Here is a 19,347-nt window from a genome sequence, read left to right as displayed (position 1 = left end):
CATGCCGGGGAACCGGTTCACCGCTGCGGTGGTTTATGGAAACGGAGCATTGGAGTTTGGCGCGCTTGCAGGCACAGGACATCATCTACCCGACAGATGCCGGCCTTTATTGCGCGCCGGGGGATTTTTTCATCGACCCTTTGGTGCCAGTTGCGCGGGCATTGATCACCCACGGTCATGCCGATCATGCGCGGGCTGGCCATGGAGCTGTGCTTGCGACCCGGCAAACGCTCGAAATCATGGCAATTCGCTATGGCGAGGATTTTACAGCAGCCAGGCAGGTTGCCGAAGGTAAAGTTCGGATTGGCGGCGTCACGGTCGAGTTTTACCCAGCGGGACACGTGCTCGGCTCCGCGCAGATTCTTGTAACTCCCGACAACGGCCCCCGTATTCTGGTTTCAGGTGATTATTGCCGCACGCCAAACCCGGTTTGCGCACCTTGGGAACCGGTTCCGTGTGATGTGTTCATCACTGAGGCAACCTTTGGCTTGCCGGTTTTCCGCCACCCGGACCCGATGGGAGAGGCCTCGCGTCTGCTGGCCAGCATGGCGGAATTTCCTGATCGCCCTCATCTTGTCGGTGCCTATGCGCTGGGCAAAGCACAAAGGGTCATAGCCTTGGCCCGTGCTGCCGGACATACCGGGCCCATTGCCATACACGGTGCCCTGAAGCGCTTGTGTGATTACCACATTGAGCAGGGCATCGATTTGGGCGAGCTGGTCAGTGCAAGCGATCCGGGAGACGCCAGGCTCATTCTTGCGCCCCCCTCTGCCTTTGCCTCACCATGGGTGCAGCGATTCCGCGACCCGGTTCTTTCCTATGCCTCCAGCTGGATGACCGTGCGGGCACGTGCGCGGCAACGCGGGGTGGAACTGCCGCTGGTTATCAGCGACCATGTGGACTGGCCGCAATTGACTTCGACAATCACCGAACTTGCCCCGCAGGAAGTGTGGATCACCCATGGCGCTGAAGATGGCCTGCTGCGATGGTGCGAACTGGCAGGCATAGCTGCTCGCCCATTGCGTCTGGTTGGTTATGAGGACGAGCCGGAATGAAAGCCTTTGCGCGACTTCTGGAGCGGCTGGCTTTTACAGCCGGGCGAAATGCCAAGCTGACAATCCTTTCGCACTATCTGCGCGATACCCCCGATCCGGATCGCGGCTGGGCTTTGGCCGCGCTGACCGGCACTTTGAATTTGCGGCAGGTTTCGCCATCCTTGTTGAAACGCCTGGCAGCCGAGCGGGTTGATGAGCGGCTGTTTGCCTTGTCCTACGATTACGTGGGAGATCTGGCAGAAACAATTTCGCTGATCTGGCCAACAGAACCTGCCCAACGCACAGACGTCAGCGTGGCGCAGGCCGTAACTCTCCTGCGTGAGACGGGCAAAATGGCGCTTCCCGCTTTGGTAGCCGACCTTTTGGACAGCCTGACACCGCCTGAGCGACTGGCTTTTCTAAAGCTCGCCACCGGCAATTTGCGCATCGGCGTTTCTGCCAGGCTGGCGCGGGTTGCGCTGGCGCAGACAGGCTGCCGCAGCGTGGAAGAGATTGAGGAAATCTGGCATGGGTTGGAACCGCCTTTTCTGCCAATGTTCGAGTGGCTGGCCGGTGGGGAACCGCCCGCCCCTGCGCAGGCGCCTTTCCGCCCGGTCATGCTTTCCACCCCCATCACACCGGAAGAACTGGCGGGTTTGGACCCTGAGGAACATTTTGCCGAATGGAAGTGGGATGGCATCCGCGTTCAGGCGGTTTCCGAAGGCGGTCTCCGGCGGTTGTATTCGCGCACCGGCGAAGAGATTGGTGCGGCCTTTCCCGACATTATCGACGCCATGAACTTTGACGGCGCAGTGGATGGCGAATTGCTGATCCGCCGAATGGAAGATGTCGCACCCTTTGCCGACTTACAAAAACGGCTTGGCCGCAAAGCGGTCAGCCGTGCAATGCTGCAAAGCCACCCTGCCGGGCTGCGGCTTTACGACGTTTTGCTCTGGCAGGGAGAGGACCTGCGGCCGTTGCCACTGGCCAAAAGGCGCGAAATACTGGGAGAACTGAACTTCGACAGCCCGCAGATCGACCTTTCACCGCTTTTGCCATTCACCACCTGGGATGATCTGGCACGGCTGCGCGCCGCACCCCATGCGCCGGTCATCGAGGGCGTGATGATCAAACGGCGGGACTCGCCCTATCTGGCCGGGCGTCCGCGTGGCCCGTGGTTCAAGTGGAAGCGAGACCCTAAAATCATTGATGCCGTGTTGCTTTATGCCCAAAGCGGCCACGGCAAGCGCTCCGGCTTTTACAGCGACTTCACCTTTGGTCTCTGGGAGGGTGAAGACCTTGTACCAGTGGGCAAAGCCTATTTCGGTTTCACCGATGAAGAGCTGCGCGAACTGGACCGCTTTGTGCGCAAGAACACAACCCAGCGCTTTGGACCTGTGCGTCAACTGGCGCCCAAACTTGTCATCGAGGTGGCATTTGAAGGGTTGAACGCTTCGCTCCGCCATCGCTCCGGCCTGGCCATGCGGTTTCCGCGCATATCACGCATACGCTGGGACAAACCGGCCAGTGAGGCAGACAAGTTGGAAACGCTGCGGGCAATGCTCTGAACCCTGGCTCACCCGGGTAAAAGTTTAGAACAGCTAATCATTAATCCGAAATTTCTAAATTGAGCTAATTTCACGACCGTCCTAACCTTTGATCAAGGTTGCTCGGGAGGCAGCTGGGAGTGACGGTTGATATCGCACTTTCCCCGTTGGAATTTTACGCATATCGCGCCCATCAAGAGGCGGAAATGCGCTTGGCAGCCATCGGGAGAGTTCAAGCGGACATCATTAGGGACACTCCTCACTCATTCCCTATTTGAGGACGTTGTTTAATGAATCTCTCATCTCTTCTTTCGTTGCGAGCGGCTGACGGCAAGCCCGTTCGGGTTGCGCTGATTGGTGCAGGCAAGTTCGGCTCCATGGTGCTGGCTCAGGCACAGCGAATTGATGGTCTTCATGTGGTTGCCATTGCTGATCTGGACGTCGGCAAGGCGCGGGAATCCCTGCAGCGTGTCGGCTGGCCGGAAGAGCGTTACGAGGCCAGCAGCTGCGGCGATGCTCTCAAAACCGGCAAAACTTACATAACCAGCGATGCCGGCGACATCTTTGATTGCGATGAAATAGAATGCGTTATTGAAGCAACGGGCCATCCTATAGCCGGAACACGCCATGCGCTGGGGGCGATTGACAGCAAAAAGCATGTCATCATGGTCAATGTTGAGGCCGACGTGATGGTCGGGCCAATTCTGGCGGAAAAAGCCCGCGCAGCCGGTGTTATCTATTCCATGGCCTATGGCGACCAGCCGGCGCTGATCTGCGAACTGGTGGACTGGGCGCGCGCCACGGGCTTTGAAGTAACTTCCGCCGGCAAAGGCATGAATTTCGAGCCACGGTACCGCTACTCGACACCGGATACGGTCTGGAGCTTTTTCGGCTGGACCGAGGAAGAGGTAAGGCAGGGCGACTTCAACCCTAAAATGTACAATTCCTTCACTGATGGCACAAAGGCCGCCATTGAAATGGCAGCCGTGGCCAATGGTACCGGGCTGGATTGTCCGGATGACGGTCTGGCTTTTCCGCCGGCAGGCTTGCAGGATCTGGCACGCGTGTTTCGCCCGGCGGCCGATGGCGGCCGCATGGCTCGTTCCGGCCTGGTGGACATTGCCGCCAGTCAGGAGCCGGATGGCCGCGAAGTGTTCAACAATATTCGTTACGGTGTCTTCATCACGTTCAAGGCACATAATGAATATGCACGTGCCTGCTTCAAACAATATGGCCTGCTGACGGACCCGTCAGGCTGGTATGCCTCCATGTGGCGGCCATTCCACATCATTGGCCTTGAAACATCCGTCAGCGTTCTGTCGGCAGTCCTGCGCAACGAGCCGACCGGCTGCTCGAAGGAGTTTCGCGGAGATGCGGTTGCAACCGCGAAAAAAGACATGCAGCCCGGCGAGATGCTGGATGGCGAAGGCGGCTATGCAGTCTGGGCCAACGCCATTCCGGCCAGCCGCAGCCTTGATCTGAAGGCGCTGCCGATTGGACTTGCGCACAATGTCAAACTCAAGCGCCCTATCCGGAAAGACCAGATTGTGTCTTTTGATGATGTTGAAATCGTCAAGGATCTGGACGTGGTCAACCTGCGGCGGGAGATGGAAAATCGCTTTCGGCCCGCCACGCTTGCAGCAGAGTGAGTGAGATGAAAGCTTCGGCATTTGTGGTTATTGCCGAATTTCAGGTCAAGCCGGGCCAACGTTCGGCTTTTCTGGAAATTGCGCAGGATGACGCCCGCCATTCGCTTGCCGATGAACCTGCGTGCCGGCAGTTTGATGTGATCTGCCCGGACGGACTGGGCGATACCGTCATTTTTTACGAGGTCTATGACAGCCGCGCCGCCTTCAATGCCCATCTGGAAACGCCGCACCTCAAGCGTTTCCAGAGTGCCTTTCCGCCGCTGATTGTGGAGGAGCGGCCCGTTCGCTTCGCCACGCGGCACTATCCGTGAAGACTGAGCGGAGTGACTGCCGGCGCGTTTTGAGAATTTCTCGTTGAACGAACGCAGCTCAATGGGAGTAAAATGATAAGAAACAAAGAGTTAGGGCGTTTCTGGTGGTTGTGAAATTGCCTGCAACGGTCCAGCGTGCCGGAAAATGCCAGGTGAATAAAACCGAACGAGCATGCCAACACCATGCCAGCCTGACGACCCAATGGGAGGAATACCATGAAAAAACTGACCATCCGCAGCCTGTTTGCCGCAGCCGCAATGTTGTCCGCTACATTTGCACATGCGGAAACCTTGACCTTGTCCACGCCCGATCCCGATACGTCCGAGATCACGCTGGCTGCGAACAAGTTTGCAGAACTCGTGTCTGCCAAGACCAACGGCGAACTGACCATCAAAGTTTTCCCGAACGGCACATTGTATGGCGGCGATCCGTCGGCCGCGGTCAAGCAGTTGGCTGGCGGTTCGCTGGACATGCTGCTCAATTCGACATCGCTTTACGCTACCTTCAACCCTAAATTCACAGCGATCGCCATTCCTTACCAGTTCCGCGATATTGATCAGTTGCGTGCCTATCTGGATGGCGAACCGGGCCAGGAGCTTCAGTCGGATCTCAGCAAAATCGGCATTCAGGGCATTGACCTTTGGTCCCGCCCGCTGCGCCAGATTACCAATTCCAAACTGCCCATCACTTCGCCTGCCGACCTCAAAGGCATGAAGCTGCGCGTACCGAACAACCCGCTCTGGGTCGAGTTTTTCGGGGCAATGGGCGCCGCGCCAACGCCAATGGCGTTTGCCGAGGTTTACAACGCTTTGCAGTTGAAAGTCGTGGATGGGCAGGAAAATCCGATCAACGTGCCTGTGAGCGCAAAACTGTATGAAGTGCAGAAATACGCGACAATCAGCAACCACATTGCGGATGCATGGGTGCTGGGCATGAATCCCGCGCGCTATGAAAGCCTGAGCGACGAGTTCAAGACTGCGCTGAATGAGGCCGCCGTGGAAACGGAAGCCTGGAAGGCCGAAAATGACGCGGCTGATATTGAGAAATCAATTGAAACGCTGAAAGCCAATGGCATGGAGGTCAACGAATTGACTGATGAGCAACGCAAGGCGTTCATCGACGTGGCCACAAGTCTGGATGCAGAATTCTCTGCACTGGTCAAAGATCAGGCTTTCTTCGATCGCACACGCGCTTTCGTCACCGCGAACTGATGCCTCGCCGGTACTTTGCCCTTTGGCACAGTACCGGCCTTCCATCTGTCCCCGCAGCTTTGCGAAAAAGGGCAATCAAATGCGTCGTTCAATCAGTTCAATGCTGGACAAGGTTATTCGGATTGTGGCGGATGTGGCCGCCGGGATCGCGTGCGCCGGGGTTCTGATCGTCGTTCTGTTACAGGTGATTGGTCGGCTGAGTGGCCATCCATTGCCCTGGACAGAAGAGGCCACACGCTTCCTGTTCATCTGGATGGTTTTTCTGGGTCTGGCCGCAGGTTTCAGAACTGTGGAAAGCGCCCGGGTGGTGATTTTTCTGGTTATGGGGCGACGGCTGTTCCAGCATCTCGCAGTGCCGATCTATGTCGGCTCATCTGTCTTCTTCTTCGGCTTGATGGGCTGGACCGGGTTCACCCTGATGCGCCAGCAGATGATGATGAACGAAACCGCCGCCACGCTGCCCATACCCATGTGGGTGATTGGCATGGTGATGCCGGTTTCCGCCGTGATTGCAATATTGGCAATTCTGGATTCGCTGCAAACCCGCCGTGATTTGATTGCTCTTCCCGAACTTGGAATTCCGGCGGGTGAAATTGCCCATGCCGATGTTTCCATCAGCTCAGGACATTGAACAATGTCGGTCTTTCTCCTCGTCACCTTTTTCGGACTGAGCATGCTGGGCATTCCACTGGCCGTTGCGCTGGCGCTGGCCAGCGTTGCTTCCCTGTGGCTTTTCACCTCAATGCCGCTCGACCTTTTGTCGCAGACCATGTTTTCCTCCATGAATTCATTTCTGCTGGTTGCCGTGCCCTTGTTCATCCTGGTCGGCACCGTTATGGAACGCGGCCGAGTGGCCGAGCGCATATTCGATTTTGCCGAGGCTCTGGTCGGCTGGCTGCCCGGCGGCCTTGGCCATGTGAACGTCATCTCGTCGGTTATTTTCTCCGGTGTGTCCGGCTCTTCCGTGGCGGACATTGCCTCTGTCGGCGCAATTGAAATCAAGGCAATGGAGCGGCATGGCTTTCCCAAGGGCTATGCGGTTGGAATGACGCTGTGCACGTCCACCCTGTCATCCATCATCCCGCCATCCATTCTGGTGGTGATCGCCGGCTCCATCGCCAATGTTTCCATCGGCACGCTTCTGGTGGCCGGTCTGGTGCCGGGCCTGTTCATCGCCTTTGCCTTCATGGTGTTCAACCATTTCTACTCTGTTTATTACGGATACAACCCGCCTTCCCCCTTCAACCTGCGCATGGTTCTCATTACCGGCATTGGCGCCATTCTGCCGATGCTGACACCGCTGATCCTGATCATTGGCATTGCCAGCGGCCTGTTCACGCCAACCGAGGCAGCGGCGGTGGCCGTGGTCTACGTTGCCATTCTGGGAGTGCTTGTCTATCGCACTCTGCCTGTCAGGGAATTGCCTGAAATCCTGATCTCCACCGCGCGTATCTCAGGAACAATCCTGTTCATTGCCGCCACGTCACAAATCGCGGCCTGGGTGTTTACCTATGACGGCCTGCCGGAAAAAGTTGCCGATCTGCTCCAGGCCATGAACCTTGGCCCGCTGAGCGGCATGCTGGTCATCTTCGTGTTCCTGCTGATCATCGGCATTTTCATGGAAGCCATTCCGGCAATGTTCATTCTGATACCGGTGCTGATGCCACCCGCCATGGCAATTGGAATTGACCCGATGCATTTTCTCATTGTCACCGTCATGACGTTGACGCTGGGTCTGGTGACGCCGCCAGTCGGGGTGTGTCTGTTTGCAGCGGCGCAAGTGGCCAATATGAATATTGAGGATGTGATCCGCGGGTCACTGGCTCCCATGGCAGTTCTGACACTGGCAATCTTTGCACTGGTCATCTTCCCGGTGCTGACACTTGGGCCTATCCGCATGCTGGGAATGTATTAAGGCTGGTTCAAGCGAAGCGCTCTAGCCAGACTTGGGCCTGCTCGGGAAAGCTTGTTGCCAGCTTTCCCGTTCCTGCCTCAACCAGTCCAGAAACAGCCGCACTTTCTTCTGGCGCAGGTGGTCGCGCGGGCACACAATCCACTGGGTTACAATTCTGACCTCCGGCGGTTCTGCAACAGGGCAGATAAGGCGTCCTTCTGCCAGTTCGTCGCCCATCATCAGTGTGCTTTCCAGCGCAATTCCCATGCCGCGCACGGCTGCATCAATTGCCATATGGCTGCGGTCAAACAACACACGCCGCCAGCGGTTCTGCGGGGTTACTCCTGCCAGCGGAAACCAGCTGTTCCACTGGGCCTGTGATTTGACCGAATGGATAAGGCGATGCTCCAGCAGCTCCTGCGATGACAAGCTGCCCGCCTGCGCATAGTCGGGGGAGCAAACCGGGTAAAACTGCTCCTCCGCCATCTCTTCCACAAACAATCCCGGCCAACGCCCATCCCCGTGTCGGATTTCAACGTCGACAGATTCCTGATTGAAGTCGGTGGGCTCATTGGTGCCATCCAGTCGAACCTCCAGATCGGCATGCTGGTCCAGAAGATTTCCCAGGCGTGGCAGAAGCCACTTGTTGGACAGGGTCGGCGTTGCGCGCACGGTCAGTGTTGTTACCGATCGAAAGCCGCGAATTGTACCCGTGGCTTCCTCAATTCGCTCTATCTGGTCGGCAATCATCGAAAAATAGCGTTCACCCGCTTCCGTCAGCGCAATGCCACGACCGGCTTTTGCCAGCAGGGTCACACCCAGCTGCCCTTCCAGCAATTGAATCTGCTGGCTAACGGCCGACGGCGTCACACTCAGTTCCTCGGCAGCGCGCGAAATACTGCCCGCCCGAGCCGCCGCATGAAAAACCAGAATTGCCTTGATTGGAAGTTGCATCCTGCACCTTGATGTAGAGCGACGGAACAACTTTATTGCAACTTGCAGCATTCCGGAACACAGCAGAAAGCCTGAAACCCAGCCGTTTCGAAAATGCATTGCTGCGATGCAAAATACTCCACTGCAACAGCGCGCGCTCATGTCTTAGGTTACTGACAGCAGGCAAAAAATGGAGCTAGCTGATGAACACGACCTCAAGCAACCCACGCAGGAAATTCGGCCAGAAAATCTGGGACGCTGTCGTGCGGGCTCGCACACGCGAGGCAAAGCGCATGCTGGACCAGCTTGGCATGCCGCGCGACGGGCAATAAGCCGGCATCGAATTACCGAACTTTCAAGCGATCTCGGGACCGCCAAAACGGGCCGACCCATTGGTATGCGGCTGAAACCATGCCGTTTCAGCCGGACAGGCTCTAGTGCTTGCGCTTCAAGCGCTCTTTCAAGCGGCCCCACCCCTTGAAAAGCCCGCGATTTGCGGTGGATTCAAAAATTTCGTCCGGTCCATTGGGGTCCAGTATCTCGTTTTCGGCCAGCCATTCCTCAAAATCGGTCAATTCGGGCTTTTTATAGGGCACAAGGCTGCGCCCCTCACTGCGCAATGTCTCTATCGTTGCAATCAATGACCCGGTTCGGGCCAGAGTCGCGGTGATTGTATCTGGCGATACACCCAGATGTTCAGCCAGAAGGTCGTCACGCAGATGAGCGATCTCATTCACCAGATTCTCGTTGCCCGGTTCGTCAGCCGAGAGAATGATGTCACACTCGGTATCAAGTCGCATTGAGCGATTGTTGAAATTGGACGAACCCACGCGCAGCACCCGGTCATCCACCACCATAACCTTGGCATGAACATAGATCGGGTTTCCTCCCACGGTTTGCGGGTGGTAGATGCGCAGCTTGTTGTGCACGTCAATCCTGCTCAAAGCCTCAAACAGTCTGGCTCTGGCCGTATCCATAGCCAAAGGTTCCAGCCAGCCATTGATGCGATACGGGTTGACGATGACGATCTCTGGCGGATGCTCTTCAGCCAGCCGCTTGGCAATGGCATGGGCGATCTTTCGCGAGGCAAAATACTGGCTTTCGGCGTAGATCATGTTTTGTGCGCCGGCGATCATGTCCAGCCACGCCTCTTCAATTTCATGAACCGGCGTAACATCGGCCATTTTCGGAATGGTGCGGGCAACGCCCAGCCGCATATGCCGAAATGTCACCTGCAGCCCTTCGGGCCAGCAATCATGCACCTCTCGACAAGGCGGCAATGTTATTCCGGTCGCGGCCAGCCACCTTGCACGCGCCAGATCGCCAAGCGCCTCCGCCGCATTGCCATCAAACGCACTGGTGGCATCATGCCACGGGTCTTCCACTTTGCCGTTTGGGCTGACCCGGCGCGGATTATCATCCAGATGCTCGCGCGTGTCCCAGCGCTGCATGGTCATGTCAATGCCACCGCAAAACGCGATACTGTCATCAATAACCACAATTTTCTGGTGGTGAGAGCCTGCCAGCGGATGGGCACCATCCAGTTTCAACGTAATTCGCGGATGGGCTTTCCAGCGCAGGATGGTCCACAGTGTATTGCCCCGAAACATGGCTTTCAGGGCGCCGGTGTCCCAACGCAGCAGGCGGATTTCCAGACCGGGATTTTGATCTGCCAGCCAGATAATGAAGTCCCCCAGCCGCTTCGGCCCGCCATCTTCACTGTTGCCAAGCGTTATTCTTGCATCAAAATCCCAGCCGATCAGCATGATCGAACGGCGCGCTTTCAACATGGCCTTGCGAACAGCCACGAAATAATCGGCCCCGTCCGCAATGAACGCAAAGCGGTTTGCGCTTTCTACCCGCCAGCAATTCTGTCCCGGCTGTAGCAATTTTTTATCCGTCATACCGCCTCACACCGGCATATGACGACCCGCTCTCAGCGATTGCAATACCGTTCGGTAGTCTAATTGGATGCTTGGATGCCGCGCGTAAAGGGCCTGGTCAATCATTTTCAACGAAATTGACGTTTCAGGCTTTTGCCCGGTCAGTTGCAGCAGCGAAATCACGTGCGGGCGCGCTTTGGCTGTGTGCCTGCGCCACAGGTGAAAACGCAATGCAAGATGATGCCCAATCAAGGCGCAGCGAGCCTTCCAGCCCAGTTTTCCGCGTCGCATTGTCATGGCAGGCACAGCCAGAATGCAGCCCAGAAACACACCGGCCAGGCCGCCCCATAGCGGCAAATTCATAGCCATCGCCGAAGGCTGGCGCATCAGGCCACCTTTGCCTTCAAAGGCAATTTCGCGCCCTGCCAGGATAGAGGCTTGTCCTTGCCGGGTTGCTGTATTGAACCAATTGACGGGAATGTCGGCAAGATTCGCCGGCGCATCGCTCTGTGGCTGCATTTCGTACTGCCATATGACTGTGGATACCGGGCCATCCGGCGTCAAGCGTGTTAGCCGCTGCTCCGGCAGGTTGAATGTGAACAGGCCACCTGCATGCATTGGCGGCGCGACCGGCAGGGACTGCGGCGGCAGGCCCTCCGCCTCCAGCGTCACCGTGCGGATTGTGGATTGGCCACGCTGAATCTGTTCTGGGTTCACCGACCAGTCATCGCTGATGCGCACAGCACGCGCGGGCAGAAATGCCCCCGTTTGAACCTTGGGTGCCGGTTGAACTTCCAGAACCAGTTCGGATGACCTGACCTCCGTTTCAACCCGATCACCCTTCAAATCAGTCAGGATCATGTTGTGTGTGAAGGGCGAGATGGAAAGCGAACCAGACTTGCGCGGATACAGGGCAATGCGCTGGTGATATAATTTGACAGGCCGCCCGTCGATCAGCTCCTCCGACCAGCTTTCTTCACCCAATTGCATCCAGTCAAATTGCTCAAGCGGCGGAATTGTCAGTTTCTGGCGATTGATCAGCCCATTGTATCGCCCTTCCACAGTGGCAAGGATCATTTCACCGACATAGGGCGCTTGTGCCATCTCATCCGGTACGACAGTCAGGCTGGCAACTGTCTGTTGAGCTCCGACCGGCGTTACGCAGATGACCAGCAGTGTGGAAAGGCAGAGGGGCAACAGGTGTCTCACCATGGACTTGTCCCTTCCGGTGCCGCCACTCCAGCCTCGGCCCTGCGCTGCCGCTCGGCAGCAAGCCGCAATTGCAGATACTGGCCCGGCTCATCCGCCAGGCCCTGCAACCATTCCGGCCCTGGCACCATGGACTGTCCCGTGCTTCGCGGCGTGACGGGCGCAGGACGAGAGCGCATCAGAGCCTGGATGTTCATTTCGTAAGTGCCAATGGTTGGCATCGCCACACCAGTCGCTGCCGTTGCAGGAATTCCATCTATGGAGTTGGATTCGCCGATAACCGGATCAATCAATGGGGCAATGGTGGCTCGATTGGCCAGCGCGTCCGAATCTTGCGGATCGACATAAAGCACTGCCTCATAATAGGCCACAGCATCTCTGTATTGCCCGGTTGCAGCCAGGGAGTTGCCGCGATTGTAAGTGGAGCCACGTCCAGCCTTGCGAAATGCTGCATCGGCCTCGGCATAGCGACCGGCCTGATACAATGCGACGCCCTGCCAGCGGGGTTCTGTCAGCAATTGTGCCGCCACCTGCGGCATGCCAATGGCCAGAAACAGCCGCCCCCAGGCCGATGGCCCGGCGGCCGCGCCTGCAACCAGCATCAGGGCAACAAGTCCAAAGGTGACCCGGCGCCTGTTCATTGCAACACACCCCGGCGAAAGCACAGCAGAAGCGGCAATGCCGCAAAGAAGGCTAATGGCCTGCCATAGTCGGTCCAGATCAGTTCGGTAGTGGCTGCGGCTGATGCAGAAGCTCCACCGTTGCGAGCGGCAATTGCATCAATGACCGGCCGTGGCGCGGAAAGATTTGCCGCAAGCCCACCAGACGCGGCGGTCAAACTCTGCAGATCCAGCAATTGCGGCACCGGCGCATCCGGCATCGCATGTTCAGCATCAAGAGCCAGCGCAAACAAGTGTCCGCCAGGAACGTCAAAGCGCGCTGTCTCTGCCCCTTCTCCGTCGGACACCAACACAACATCGCTGGCAACAAGCGCCGCTTTTTCCAGCACCGACTTTGCAAGGTCCAGCCCGCATTGCAGACAACTGCCACTATCTGGCGCAGTCTGCGGTGTCAGAAGCGACAGCGTTGTGCCAAGTGTGGCGGGGTCGGTGCTGAACGGGCTAACGAGGTAAGCATCTGCCGCGTAGACAATCAGGGCCGTGGGCCGGGTTGCTGTGGCATCCACCACTTGCCGTGCAACGCGGACAGCCTCTGGAAATGCCGGGCTCTGCGTCATGGAGCTTGAAAGGTCCATGACAATCACCACCCCATCCAGGTTGCGAAAAGCGCCTGCATCGGCGTTTTGCTGCGCCGGACCAGCCAGCGCAAGAAGCAAAATCAGCGTGGTCAAGGCCAGCGGCCATGGCCGACGGACATTTCCTTCCCGCATCAGGCCAAAGCGATGAAGCGCGACCAAAAGGGCAGGATCCACTGCCCGCTGCCATGCAGAAACGCCGGCCTTGGCGGAAGTGAACCACAATGCCGCACAGGCCAGGGGAACGCCAAGCAGCCAGAAAGGCCGCAACAGGGCCAAATCGCCATACTCGATCATTGCCAGCGCCTCCAGCCCAGAGCGACTATCGCCAGAAGCATCAAGAGCGACAGAGCCGCCGGGTACATCCAGTAAGACGCGTACAGGGCAACCGCGGGCCGCTGTTGGGCATTGGCCTCCATACGGTCAATTGCCTGTCCCACGGCATTCAATTCGTCCGTGGTGCGGACAATGAAGCTTTCCCCGCCCGTTGCCTCGGCCATGACCTTCAAAGTCGCCGCATCCACCGCATCACGGCCAGCCGCAGCCTCACCCATGACCGTAAGCCCCATGGCTATGGTGTGCAGACGAATGCCCATGCCGGCTGCATAGCTTGCGGCACTGCCGGGTGTGACCGTGCCACTGGTATCCACCCCGTCAGACAGAAGCAGGATGACCCGAGAAGGAGCGTCGGAACTGGCCAGACGTTTGATTGCCAACCCCAGCCCGTCGCTGATTGCGGTGGACCTTCCTGAAATGCCGATTGTCGCGCCCTCAATCGCCTCAGCCACCGAGTTGACATCATAGGTCATTGGTACGGCGACATAGGCCTTCTGACCAAAGACCACGAGACCAAGCCTGTCACCTTCACGCTGGCGGGCAAAGTGCGCGGCCATGCGTTTCACCGCCTCCAGCCTTTGTACCGGCTGGCCATCAATCTCGAAATCTTCTGCCTCCATTGAACCGGAAAGGTCCAGAACCAGCACAACATCCCGGCCCGATACCGGCAATGCTGCGCGGCCCAGCAATTGCTGCGGCCCCGCCAATGCAAACACCAGGGCAAGCCATGCCAGCGCAGGCAGCAACACAGAGCCGGCATTTGCCAGAACCGAACCGGGGCGTCCTGCACCCAAAATTCCGGCGATGGCTGGCGGCACCAGCAAAGCACCTGCTGCTCCCTCACGCGCGGGCGCCAGCCAGCGCAGCACCAGCGGAAGCGGCATCAGCAAAAACATCAGCGGTGCCGAAAAGCTCCACATGCCGCACCTATGCCTTGGCTCTGTGGCTGCGCACCGCCGCCTCTAGTGCATCTGGCACAAAATCACGGCCCGGTTGGTACAGCGCCTGTGAAAGCCCGGGAATATTGGATATTTCCACTCCGCAATCGCGTGCAATGCGCGCCAGCGCCAGCAAGCGCTCGTCAGGGCTCAGCGCGCCCGCAGCGAGGATTTCTGTATCCAGTTTCTCCTGTCGGGTCATACGGCGGGAGAAAACGAGCCGCAAAAGCACCGCTAGAAGCAGTGCAACTGCGATGCCAAGTGCAAAGGCAAGGGCAGCATCGGCAGCCAGTTCCGGCAGGGTCAGCATCGGTTCACGCACAGGCCGCAGGGCGGCTACCAGATCAGCGGTGCTGTCCATGGGGCCTGTCCAGTTCGGCAATCACGGTCTGCGGCTTAGAGCCGGCGTCAATCCTGATGACGCGCATGCCCAGCCGTTCCAGAAACGCCACGCGCGTGTCGCCTTGACGCTGTTTTCCCTTCGCCACCTGGCCCCAGCTCAGGCCGCCCTGTCTTGTGGCAAACGGGTAGGTTCCGGCGGGAGGATCAAGCTCAAATGCGTCACAGACAACAAGCGCCACCATGCGCACCCGGCGAATCAGGCTCATGACCATCCGTTCAAACTCCGGTGGCAGACTCTCGAACGAAGAAGCCAGCACCAGTGTGCTGCGCGTGGTGGCAACTCGCGCGGCCCGTTCGAGCAATGCGCTTAAATCCACCGGCTCTGCTGCGTGCCGCGCAAGCGCGGCCGCAATTGACAGGCCATGAGCATGGCAAAGGCCGGTCACCACACCGCCCATGCCGCGTGCACCGGCACGCGGCGTAACCGAGTGAATCTCTCCATCAGCGCTGGCCAGAAGACCAATTCGCGCACCTTCCTCTGCGTAAAGCCAACCGCAAAGAGCCAGGCCCTCGGCCACCACAACCGACCGCAATGAGCGACGCGTGCCCCAGACCATCGGCGGGGAAAAATCCGCTATCAGAATTGCGAATTTTTCAAGTTCCTCGTGAAAAGTGCGCACATGCGGCACACCCGTGCGAGCGGTGGCGCTGCGCTCCAGATGGCGAATATCATCCCCCGGCAGATAAAGGCGCAGATCCGCGGTTTCGCTGCCATTGCCTGCCCGGCGCCCGGCAAAGCCGCCGGGTCGGCCCGTGGGCGCCAGATGATGCCGGTGCCGCTCTGCTGCATGTGCGCGCAGGCGAAGCAACGCTCCGGCATCCAGCATGACGCCTTGCATGGACGCAGTGTCCTCAATCATAGCGGCCGAACACGTTCGAGCAGACTGGCAATGACCCTGCGTGGCGTCTGGCCATCCGCTATGGCGCGCCAGGACAGGATCAGCCGATGAGACAGAATATCGACGGCAAGTTCCTCAACATCCTGCGGGGTGGCGTAATCGCGCCCATGAAGATAGGCGCGAGCACGGGCAGCCGCAGCGAGAGACAATGTCCCACGCGGTGATACGGCATGCTCCACCAGTTCGAACAGATCGGGGGCAGGATCAGGGCCGCGCGTCGCCATGACAAGCCGCACCATAAAATCTTTAAGCGCTGGCGAAATATAAACCGCCCGGACGGCATCCCGGCCATGGGCCACAACATCCAGCGGCAGCCCTTCGGCCTGCCCCGCTTCATCGGGCACTGTCTCCTCGTGTTCCACAAGATCCAGAACCTGTCGCTCTTCAAGCGCGTTTGGCAGTTCCAGAAGCACATGCAGCAAGAACCTGTCCAACTGTGCTTCGGGCAGCGGAAAGGTGCCTTCATGCTCAATCGAGTTCTGGGTTGCGACCACCATGAAGGGCCAGGGCAGACGGCGCGTGACGCCCCCCACGGTGACTTGCCCTTCAGCCATTGCCTCCAGCAGCGCCGATTGCACTTTGGGTGGTGCCCGGTTGATTTCGTCCACCAGGACAATCTGGTGAAACAACGGACCGGGCGCAAAATCGAACACGCCTTTTTCAGGGGACAGCACAAGCGTGCCTGTCAGGTCAGAGGGCATGAGATCGGGCGTGCATTGCACGCGGGCCTGACTGGCATCCAGCCCATTGGCCAAAAGCTTGACAGCCCGGGTTTTGGCCAATCCGGGTGGGCCTTCAATCAGCACATGGCCGCCGGTTAAAAGACCAATCAGCAGGCGTTCAATCAGCTCGGTCCGGCCAACAAGCCTCTGTCCGAGCAGTTGGGCAAGACGTGCCAACTCATGCGGGCTGCCCTCTTCCCACAGTGCGGGTGCCCGCGAGGTGCTTCCATCCATGCCATCACTCCGACTGCCTCCAGCCGGTGCCACCAAAAATCAGTATAGCGGGAAAGAAAGGCGTGTGAAGCCCTGCAAAGTCGCTATCAGTCCGCCACAGACATATGGTCGTGGGAACAGTGCGCGTGGTTGCTTAAGACCTCAATCACCCTGCAGTCAGAAACCTTGCCATGGCCGCACTGCACCACCATTCGCTCGAGCTCGCTTTGCAATGCGACCAGACGCGCAATGCGCAATTTCACGCTGTGCAACTGCCGCCTTGCAATATCATCGGCAGCCGCACAGGACTGTTCCGGCTTATCGGACAGGCTCAGCAATTCGCGTATTGCATCCAAAGTGAAGCCCAGATCTCGCGAATGGCGTATGAAAGCCAGCCGCTCCTGCGCTGCCTTGCCATATAGCCGCTGGTTGCCTGTGCTGCGCTCGGCCTCGGGCAGAAGCCCAATCTGCTCGTAATAGCGGATCGTCGGCACCTTCACACCGGCGGCTTCGCTCAGTTTTCCGATGCTCAGCATAAATACCTCTTGATCCTCTAGTTACTAGAGAGATTAAAACTCCGAATCAAGGAATGCAAGCAATCCGGGTGGTTCCGGGCGGGAGACTGGCAATGAGTGACGCCACAAGGCGGGAATGGACAGTTGCAGGAATGGATTGCGCCGCCTGCACAGTTAAAGTGACCAGAGCTGTGGAACGGCTGCCCGGCGTCAGCGACGTCAAGGTTGCGCTGATGAGCGAGCGGCTGTCACTCAATCTTGCCCCGCAAAGCACTGCGCCGGATCAGATTGAGGATATCGTCCGACGCCTTGGCTATCAGATCGCGCCGCGAGCAGGCATTGCCGCCCGTGCGCCAGCAGAACCTGTACGCCACGTTCACGGCCCTGCCTGCAACGGGCACGAACATGACCACAATGACCACGACCATTCTGATCACGCAGATGCCCCGTTGACCGCGAAAATGGAGGCCGGGCATGGAAGCCCCGGTCATGTGCACGACGACCCGGCCGATCGCGGCAAAGCATGGTATCAGACCAATAAGGGCCGGCTGGTCATCTTCACCGGCGCACTTCTGGCAATGGCCTGGATTTTCGAACTGTTGACCACAGCGCAGTGGGGATATTGGGCCTTTGCCACGGCTTGTGTGATCGGGGTGGCACCGGTTGCCAAACGGGCGTTCGAGGCGCTGCGCCTTGACCAGCCCTTCACCATTGAAAGCCTGATGACCATTGCCGCGGTCGGCGCGCTGTTCATCGGCGCCGCGGAAGAAGCAGCGTTGGTTGTTTTCCTGTTTGCCGTTGGCGAAGTTCTGGAAGGCGTAGCCGCTGGCAAGGCACGGGATGGCATTCGCGCGCTGGCCAATCTGGTGCCCAAAACCGCCTTGCTGGAGGTGGATGGCAGAACGCTTGAGGTTTCTGCGGAAAAACTGGCAGTCGGCCAGCGCGTTCTGGTGCGCCCCGGCGACCGCATTCCAGCGGATGGAGAAATTGCCGAAGGGACATCGGGCATCGACGAAAGCCCGGTCACCGGCGAAAGCGTGCCGGTGACGCGTGGCCCCGGTGAAGCAGTGTTTGCCGGATCCATCAACACCGAGGCGGTGCTGCGGATCACCGTCACCAAAGCCGCAGCGGACAACACGATTTCGCGCATTATCAAACTGGTGGAGGAAGCCGAGGACGCCCGCGCGCCAACGGAGCGGTTTATCGACCGCTTTTCGCGCTGGTACATGCCCGCCATCGTTGCGGTGGCTGCACTGGTGGTTCTGGTGCCGCCGCTGGCCACTGGCGCTGACTGGGACACATGGATATACCGCGGACTTGCTCTGCTGCTGATTGGCTGCCCATGTGCGCTGGTCATATCGGTTCCAGCATCCATTGCATCGGCCTTGTCCTCCGGTGCGAAGAAAGGCCTATTGCTGAAAGGCGGCGCGGTCGTTGAATCCGCTGCCCATGTCAGCCGCATCGGCTTTGACAAGACCGGCACCTTGACCCATGGCAAACCAGCGGTAACCGATATTGTTGCGGCGAGGGGTGTAACCGAAAGCGACCTTCTGGCCATAGCTGCCGGAGTGGAAGCCGGATCAAGCCACCCGCTGGCACAGGCAGTGTTGCGCAGGGCGGAACGTGCTGGAGTTGCGGCGTTGCCCGCAATTGATGCCCGCGCCATCGCAGGCAAGGGCGTGGAGGCCATTGTGGGCGGATCCAGAGCCTGGGTGTCCTCTCCCCGGCATGCATTGGAAACCGGGGGGATTGCGCAGGAGCATATGCGCCGCGCAACCGAGCTTGAATCGGAAGGCAAAACCGTGGTGGCGGTGTATCGTGAAGATCAGCCACTGGGCCTTATTGCTCTGCGGGACGAGCCACGCGCCGATGCGGCCGATGCCATGCGGCAGCTGAAAGCATTGGGCATTGCCCCCATTATTCTGACCGGCGACAACCCGCGCACCGCCGCGGCCATTGCCATCCAGCTTGGCATGGAATACCGCGCAGAGATGCTGCCGGAAGACAAGCTTACGGTCATCCGCGAGCTTGGCGCCCAAGGCGGCGTCATGATGATCGGTGATGGAATTAATGATGCGCCGGCATTGAAACAGGCAGGAGTGGGCGTTGCCATGGGATCGGGCACCGATGTGGCGCTGGAAACTGCTGACGCCGCGATATTGCGCGACCGTGTGACAGATGTGCCTGCCCTCATCCGACTGGCACGCACAGCCATGGGCAATATCCACCAGAATGTTACCATAGCGCTTGGGCTGAAGGCGGTGTTTCTGGTGACGTCGGTTCTGGGAATTACCGGCCTGTGGATTGCCATTCTCGCCGATACCGGGGCAACGGTTCTGGTTACGCTGAACGCCCTGCGTCTCCTGCGTTACAATCCGACAGAAGAGGGTTGACG

19 protein-coding genes are annotated in these 19,347 nt (G+C 58.7%); 9 read left to right on the top strand and 10 right to left on the bottom strand.

Going from position 1 to position 19,347, the window contains the following annotated elements; genetic code table 11:
• Positions 1-65: 65 nt before the first annotated feature.
• The 7 genes from FPY71_RS13335 (at position 66) to FPY71_RS13305 (ending at position 7,668) form a co-directional block, all read left to right on the top strand.
• Positions 66-1,055: a ligase-associated DNA damage response exonuclease gene (locus tag FPY71_RS13335; protein ID WP_149301103.1), complete on the top strand. Its 990-nt coding sequence runs from the start codon at positions 66-68 to the stop codon at positions 1,053-1,055.
• Positions 1,052-2,602: a cisplatin damage response ATP-dependent DNA ligase gene (locus FPY71_RS13330; RefSeq protein WP_149300796.1), complete on the top strand. Its 1,551-nt coding sequence runs from the start codon at positions 1,052-1,054 to the stop codon at positions 2,600-2,602. Before FPY71_RS13335 ends, FPY71_RS13330 begins: the two co-directional genes overlap by 4 nt.
• 269 nt (positions 2,603-2,871) lie before the next feature.
• Positions 2,872-4,230: an NAD(P)H-dependent oxidoreductase gene (locus FPY71_RS13325; RefSeq protein ID WP_149300795.1), complete on the top strand. Its 1,359-nt coding sequence runs from the start codon at positions 2,872-2,874 to the stop codon at positions 4,228-4,230.
• Between the two features lie 5 nt (positions 4,231-4,235).
• Positions 4,236-4,541, top strand: coding sequence for a putative quinol monooxygenase (locus tag FPY71_RS13320; RefSeq protein ID WP_149300794.1), 306 nt, complete (start codon positions 4,236-4,238; stop codon positions 4,539-4,541).
• A 216-nt stretch (positions 4,542-4,757) separates the two neighbouring features.
• The gene (locus tag FPY71_RS13315) at positions 4,758-5,753 is read left to right on the top strand and encodes a DctP family TRAP transporter solute-binding subunit (RefSeq protein ID WP_149300793.1); all 996 of its coding nucleotides are present in this window, start codon (positions 4,758-4,760) and stop codon (positions 5,751-5,753) included.
• A 79-nt stretch (positions 5,754-5,832) separates the two neighbouring features.
• The gene (locus tag FPY71_RS13310; RefSeq protein ID WP_149300792.1) at positions 5,833-6,384 is read left to right on the top strand and encodes a TRAP transporter small permease; all 552 of its coding nucleotides are present in this window, start codon (positions 5,833-5,835) and stop codon (positions 6,382-6,384) included.
• Positions 6,385-6,387: 3 nt separating this feature from the next.
• Positions 6,388-7,668, top strand: a complete 1,281-nt coding sequence (locus FPY71_RS13305; protein WP_149300791.1) for a TRAP transporter large permease — start codon at positions 6,388-6,390, stop codon at positions 7,666-7,668.
• Between the two features lie 21 nt (positions 7,669-7,689).
• Here FPY71_RS13305 and FPY71_RS13300 read toward each other — a convergent pair whose 3' ends face one another.
• The gene (locus tag FPY71_RS13300) at positions 7,690-8,601 is read right to left on the bottom strand and encodes a LysR substrate-binding domain-containing protein (protein ID WP_149300790.1); all 912 of its coding nucleotides are present in this window, start codon (positions 8,599-8,601) and stop codon (positions 7,690-7,692) included.
• A gap of 182 nt (positions 8,602-8,783) precedes the next feature.
• Between FPY71_RS13300 and FPY71_RS18780 the strand changes: the two genes are divergently transcribed.
• Positions 8,784-8,912, top strand: coding sequence for a hypothetical protein (locus FPY71_RS18780; RefSeq protein ID WP_281287502.1), 129 nt, complete (start codon positions 8,784-8,786; stop codon positions 8,910-8,912).
• 102 nt (positions 8,913-9,014) lie between these two features.
• Here the strand turns inward: FPY71_RS18780 and FPY71_RS13295 are convergent, their stop codons facing one another.
• The 9 genes from FPY71_RS13295 to FPY71_RS13255 form a co-directional block, all read right to left on the bottom strand.
• Positions 9,015-10,484 carry a phospholipase D-like domain-containing protein gene (locus FPY71_RS13295; protein WP_149300789.1) on the bottom strand — a complete coding sequence of 490 codons (1,470 nt, stop codon included), beginning with the start codon at positions 10,482-10,484 and terminating at the stop codon, positions 9,015-9,017.
• Positions 10,485-10,490: 6 nt separating this feature from the next.
• Positions 10,491-11,675: a BatD family protein gene (locus FPY71_RS13290; protein ID WP_149300788.1), complete on the bottom strand. Its 1,185-nt coding sequence runs from the start codon at positions 11,673-11,675 to the stop codon at positions 10,491-10,493.
• A complete protein-coding gene (locus tag FPY71_RS13285; RefSeq protein ID WP_149300787.1) occupies positions 11,669-12,313 on the bottom strand; it encodes a tetratricopeptide repeat protein in 645 nt (214 codons plus the stop codon). Before FPY71_RS13285 ends, FPY71_RS13290 begins: the two co-directional genes overlap by 7 nt.
• The gene (locus FPY71_RS13280) at positions 12,310-13,224 is read right to left on the bottom strand and encodes a vWA domain-containing protein (RefSeq protein WP_149300786.1); all 915 of its coding nucleotides are present in this window, start codon (positions 13,222-13,224) and stop codon (positions 12,310-12,312) included. Before FPY71_RS13280 ends, FPY71_RS13285 begins: the two co-directional genes overlap by 4 nt.
• Complete coding sequence (locus tag FPY71_RS13275) at positions 13,221-14,183, bottom strand: VWA domain-containing protein (RefSeq protein WP_149300785.1); 963 nt, start codon at positions 14,181-14,183, stop codon at positions 13,221-13,223. Before FPY71_RS13275 ends, FPY71_RS13280 begins: the two co-directional genes overlap by 4 nt.
• A gap of 7 nt (positions 14,184-14,190) precedes the next feature.
• Positions 14,191-14,562 (bottom strand): hypothetical protein, encoded by a 372-nt coding sequence (locus tag FPY71_RS13270; RefSeq protein WP_149300784.1) that lies wholly within the window; start codon positions 14,560-14,562, stop codon positions 14,191-14,193.
• Positions 14,546-15,463 carry a DUF58 domain-containing protein gene (locus FPY71_RS13265; RefSeq protein WP_149300783.1) on the bottom strand — a complete coding sequence of 306 codons (918 nt, stop codon included), beginning with the start codon at positions 15,461-15,463 and terminating at the stop codon, positions 14,546-14,548. Before FPY71_RS13265 ends, FPY71_RS13270 begins: the two co-directional genes overlap by 17 nt.
• Positions 15,460-16,458 (bottom strand): AAA family ATPase, encoded by a 999-nt coding sequence (locus FPY71_RS13260; protein ID WP_149300782.1) that lies wholly within the window; start codon positions 16,456-16,458, stop codon positions 15,460-15,462. Before FPY71_RS13260 ends, FPY71_RS13265 begins: the two co-directional genes overlap by 4 nt.
• 86 nt (positions 16,459-16,544) lie before the next feature.
• The gene (locus tag FPY71_RS13255) at positions 16,545-16,973 is read right to left on the bottom strand and encodes a MerR family transcriptional regulator (RefSeq protein WP_149300781.1); all 429 of its coding nucleotides are present in this window, start codon (positions 16,971-16,973) and stop codon (positions 16,545-16,547) included.
• A gap of 92 nt (positions 16,974-17,065) precedes the next feature.
• On the opposite strand from FPY71_RS13255, the gene FPY71_RS13250 reads away from it, so the two are divergent.
• Positions 17,066-19,345, top strand: a complete 2,280-nt coding sequence (locus tag FPY71_RS13250; protein WP_149300780.1) for a heavy metal translocating P-type ATPase — start codon at positions 17,066-17,068, stop codon at positions 19,343-19,345.
• The last annotated feature ends 2 nt before the right edge of the window (positions 19,346-19,347 follow it).

This window comes from Aureimonas fodinaquatilis (assembly GCF_008369445.1).
In the GTDB taxonomy this organism is placed as follows: Bacteria; Pseudomonadota; Alphaproteobacteria; order Rhizobiales; family Rhizobiaceae; genus Aureimonas; species Aureimonas fodinaquatilis.
The sequence above is the reverse complement of the archived record's forward strand: the minus strand, read 5'-3'. Positions and strand labels throughout refer to the sequence as shown.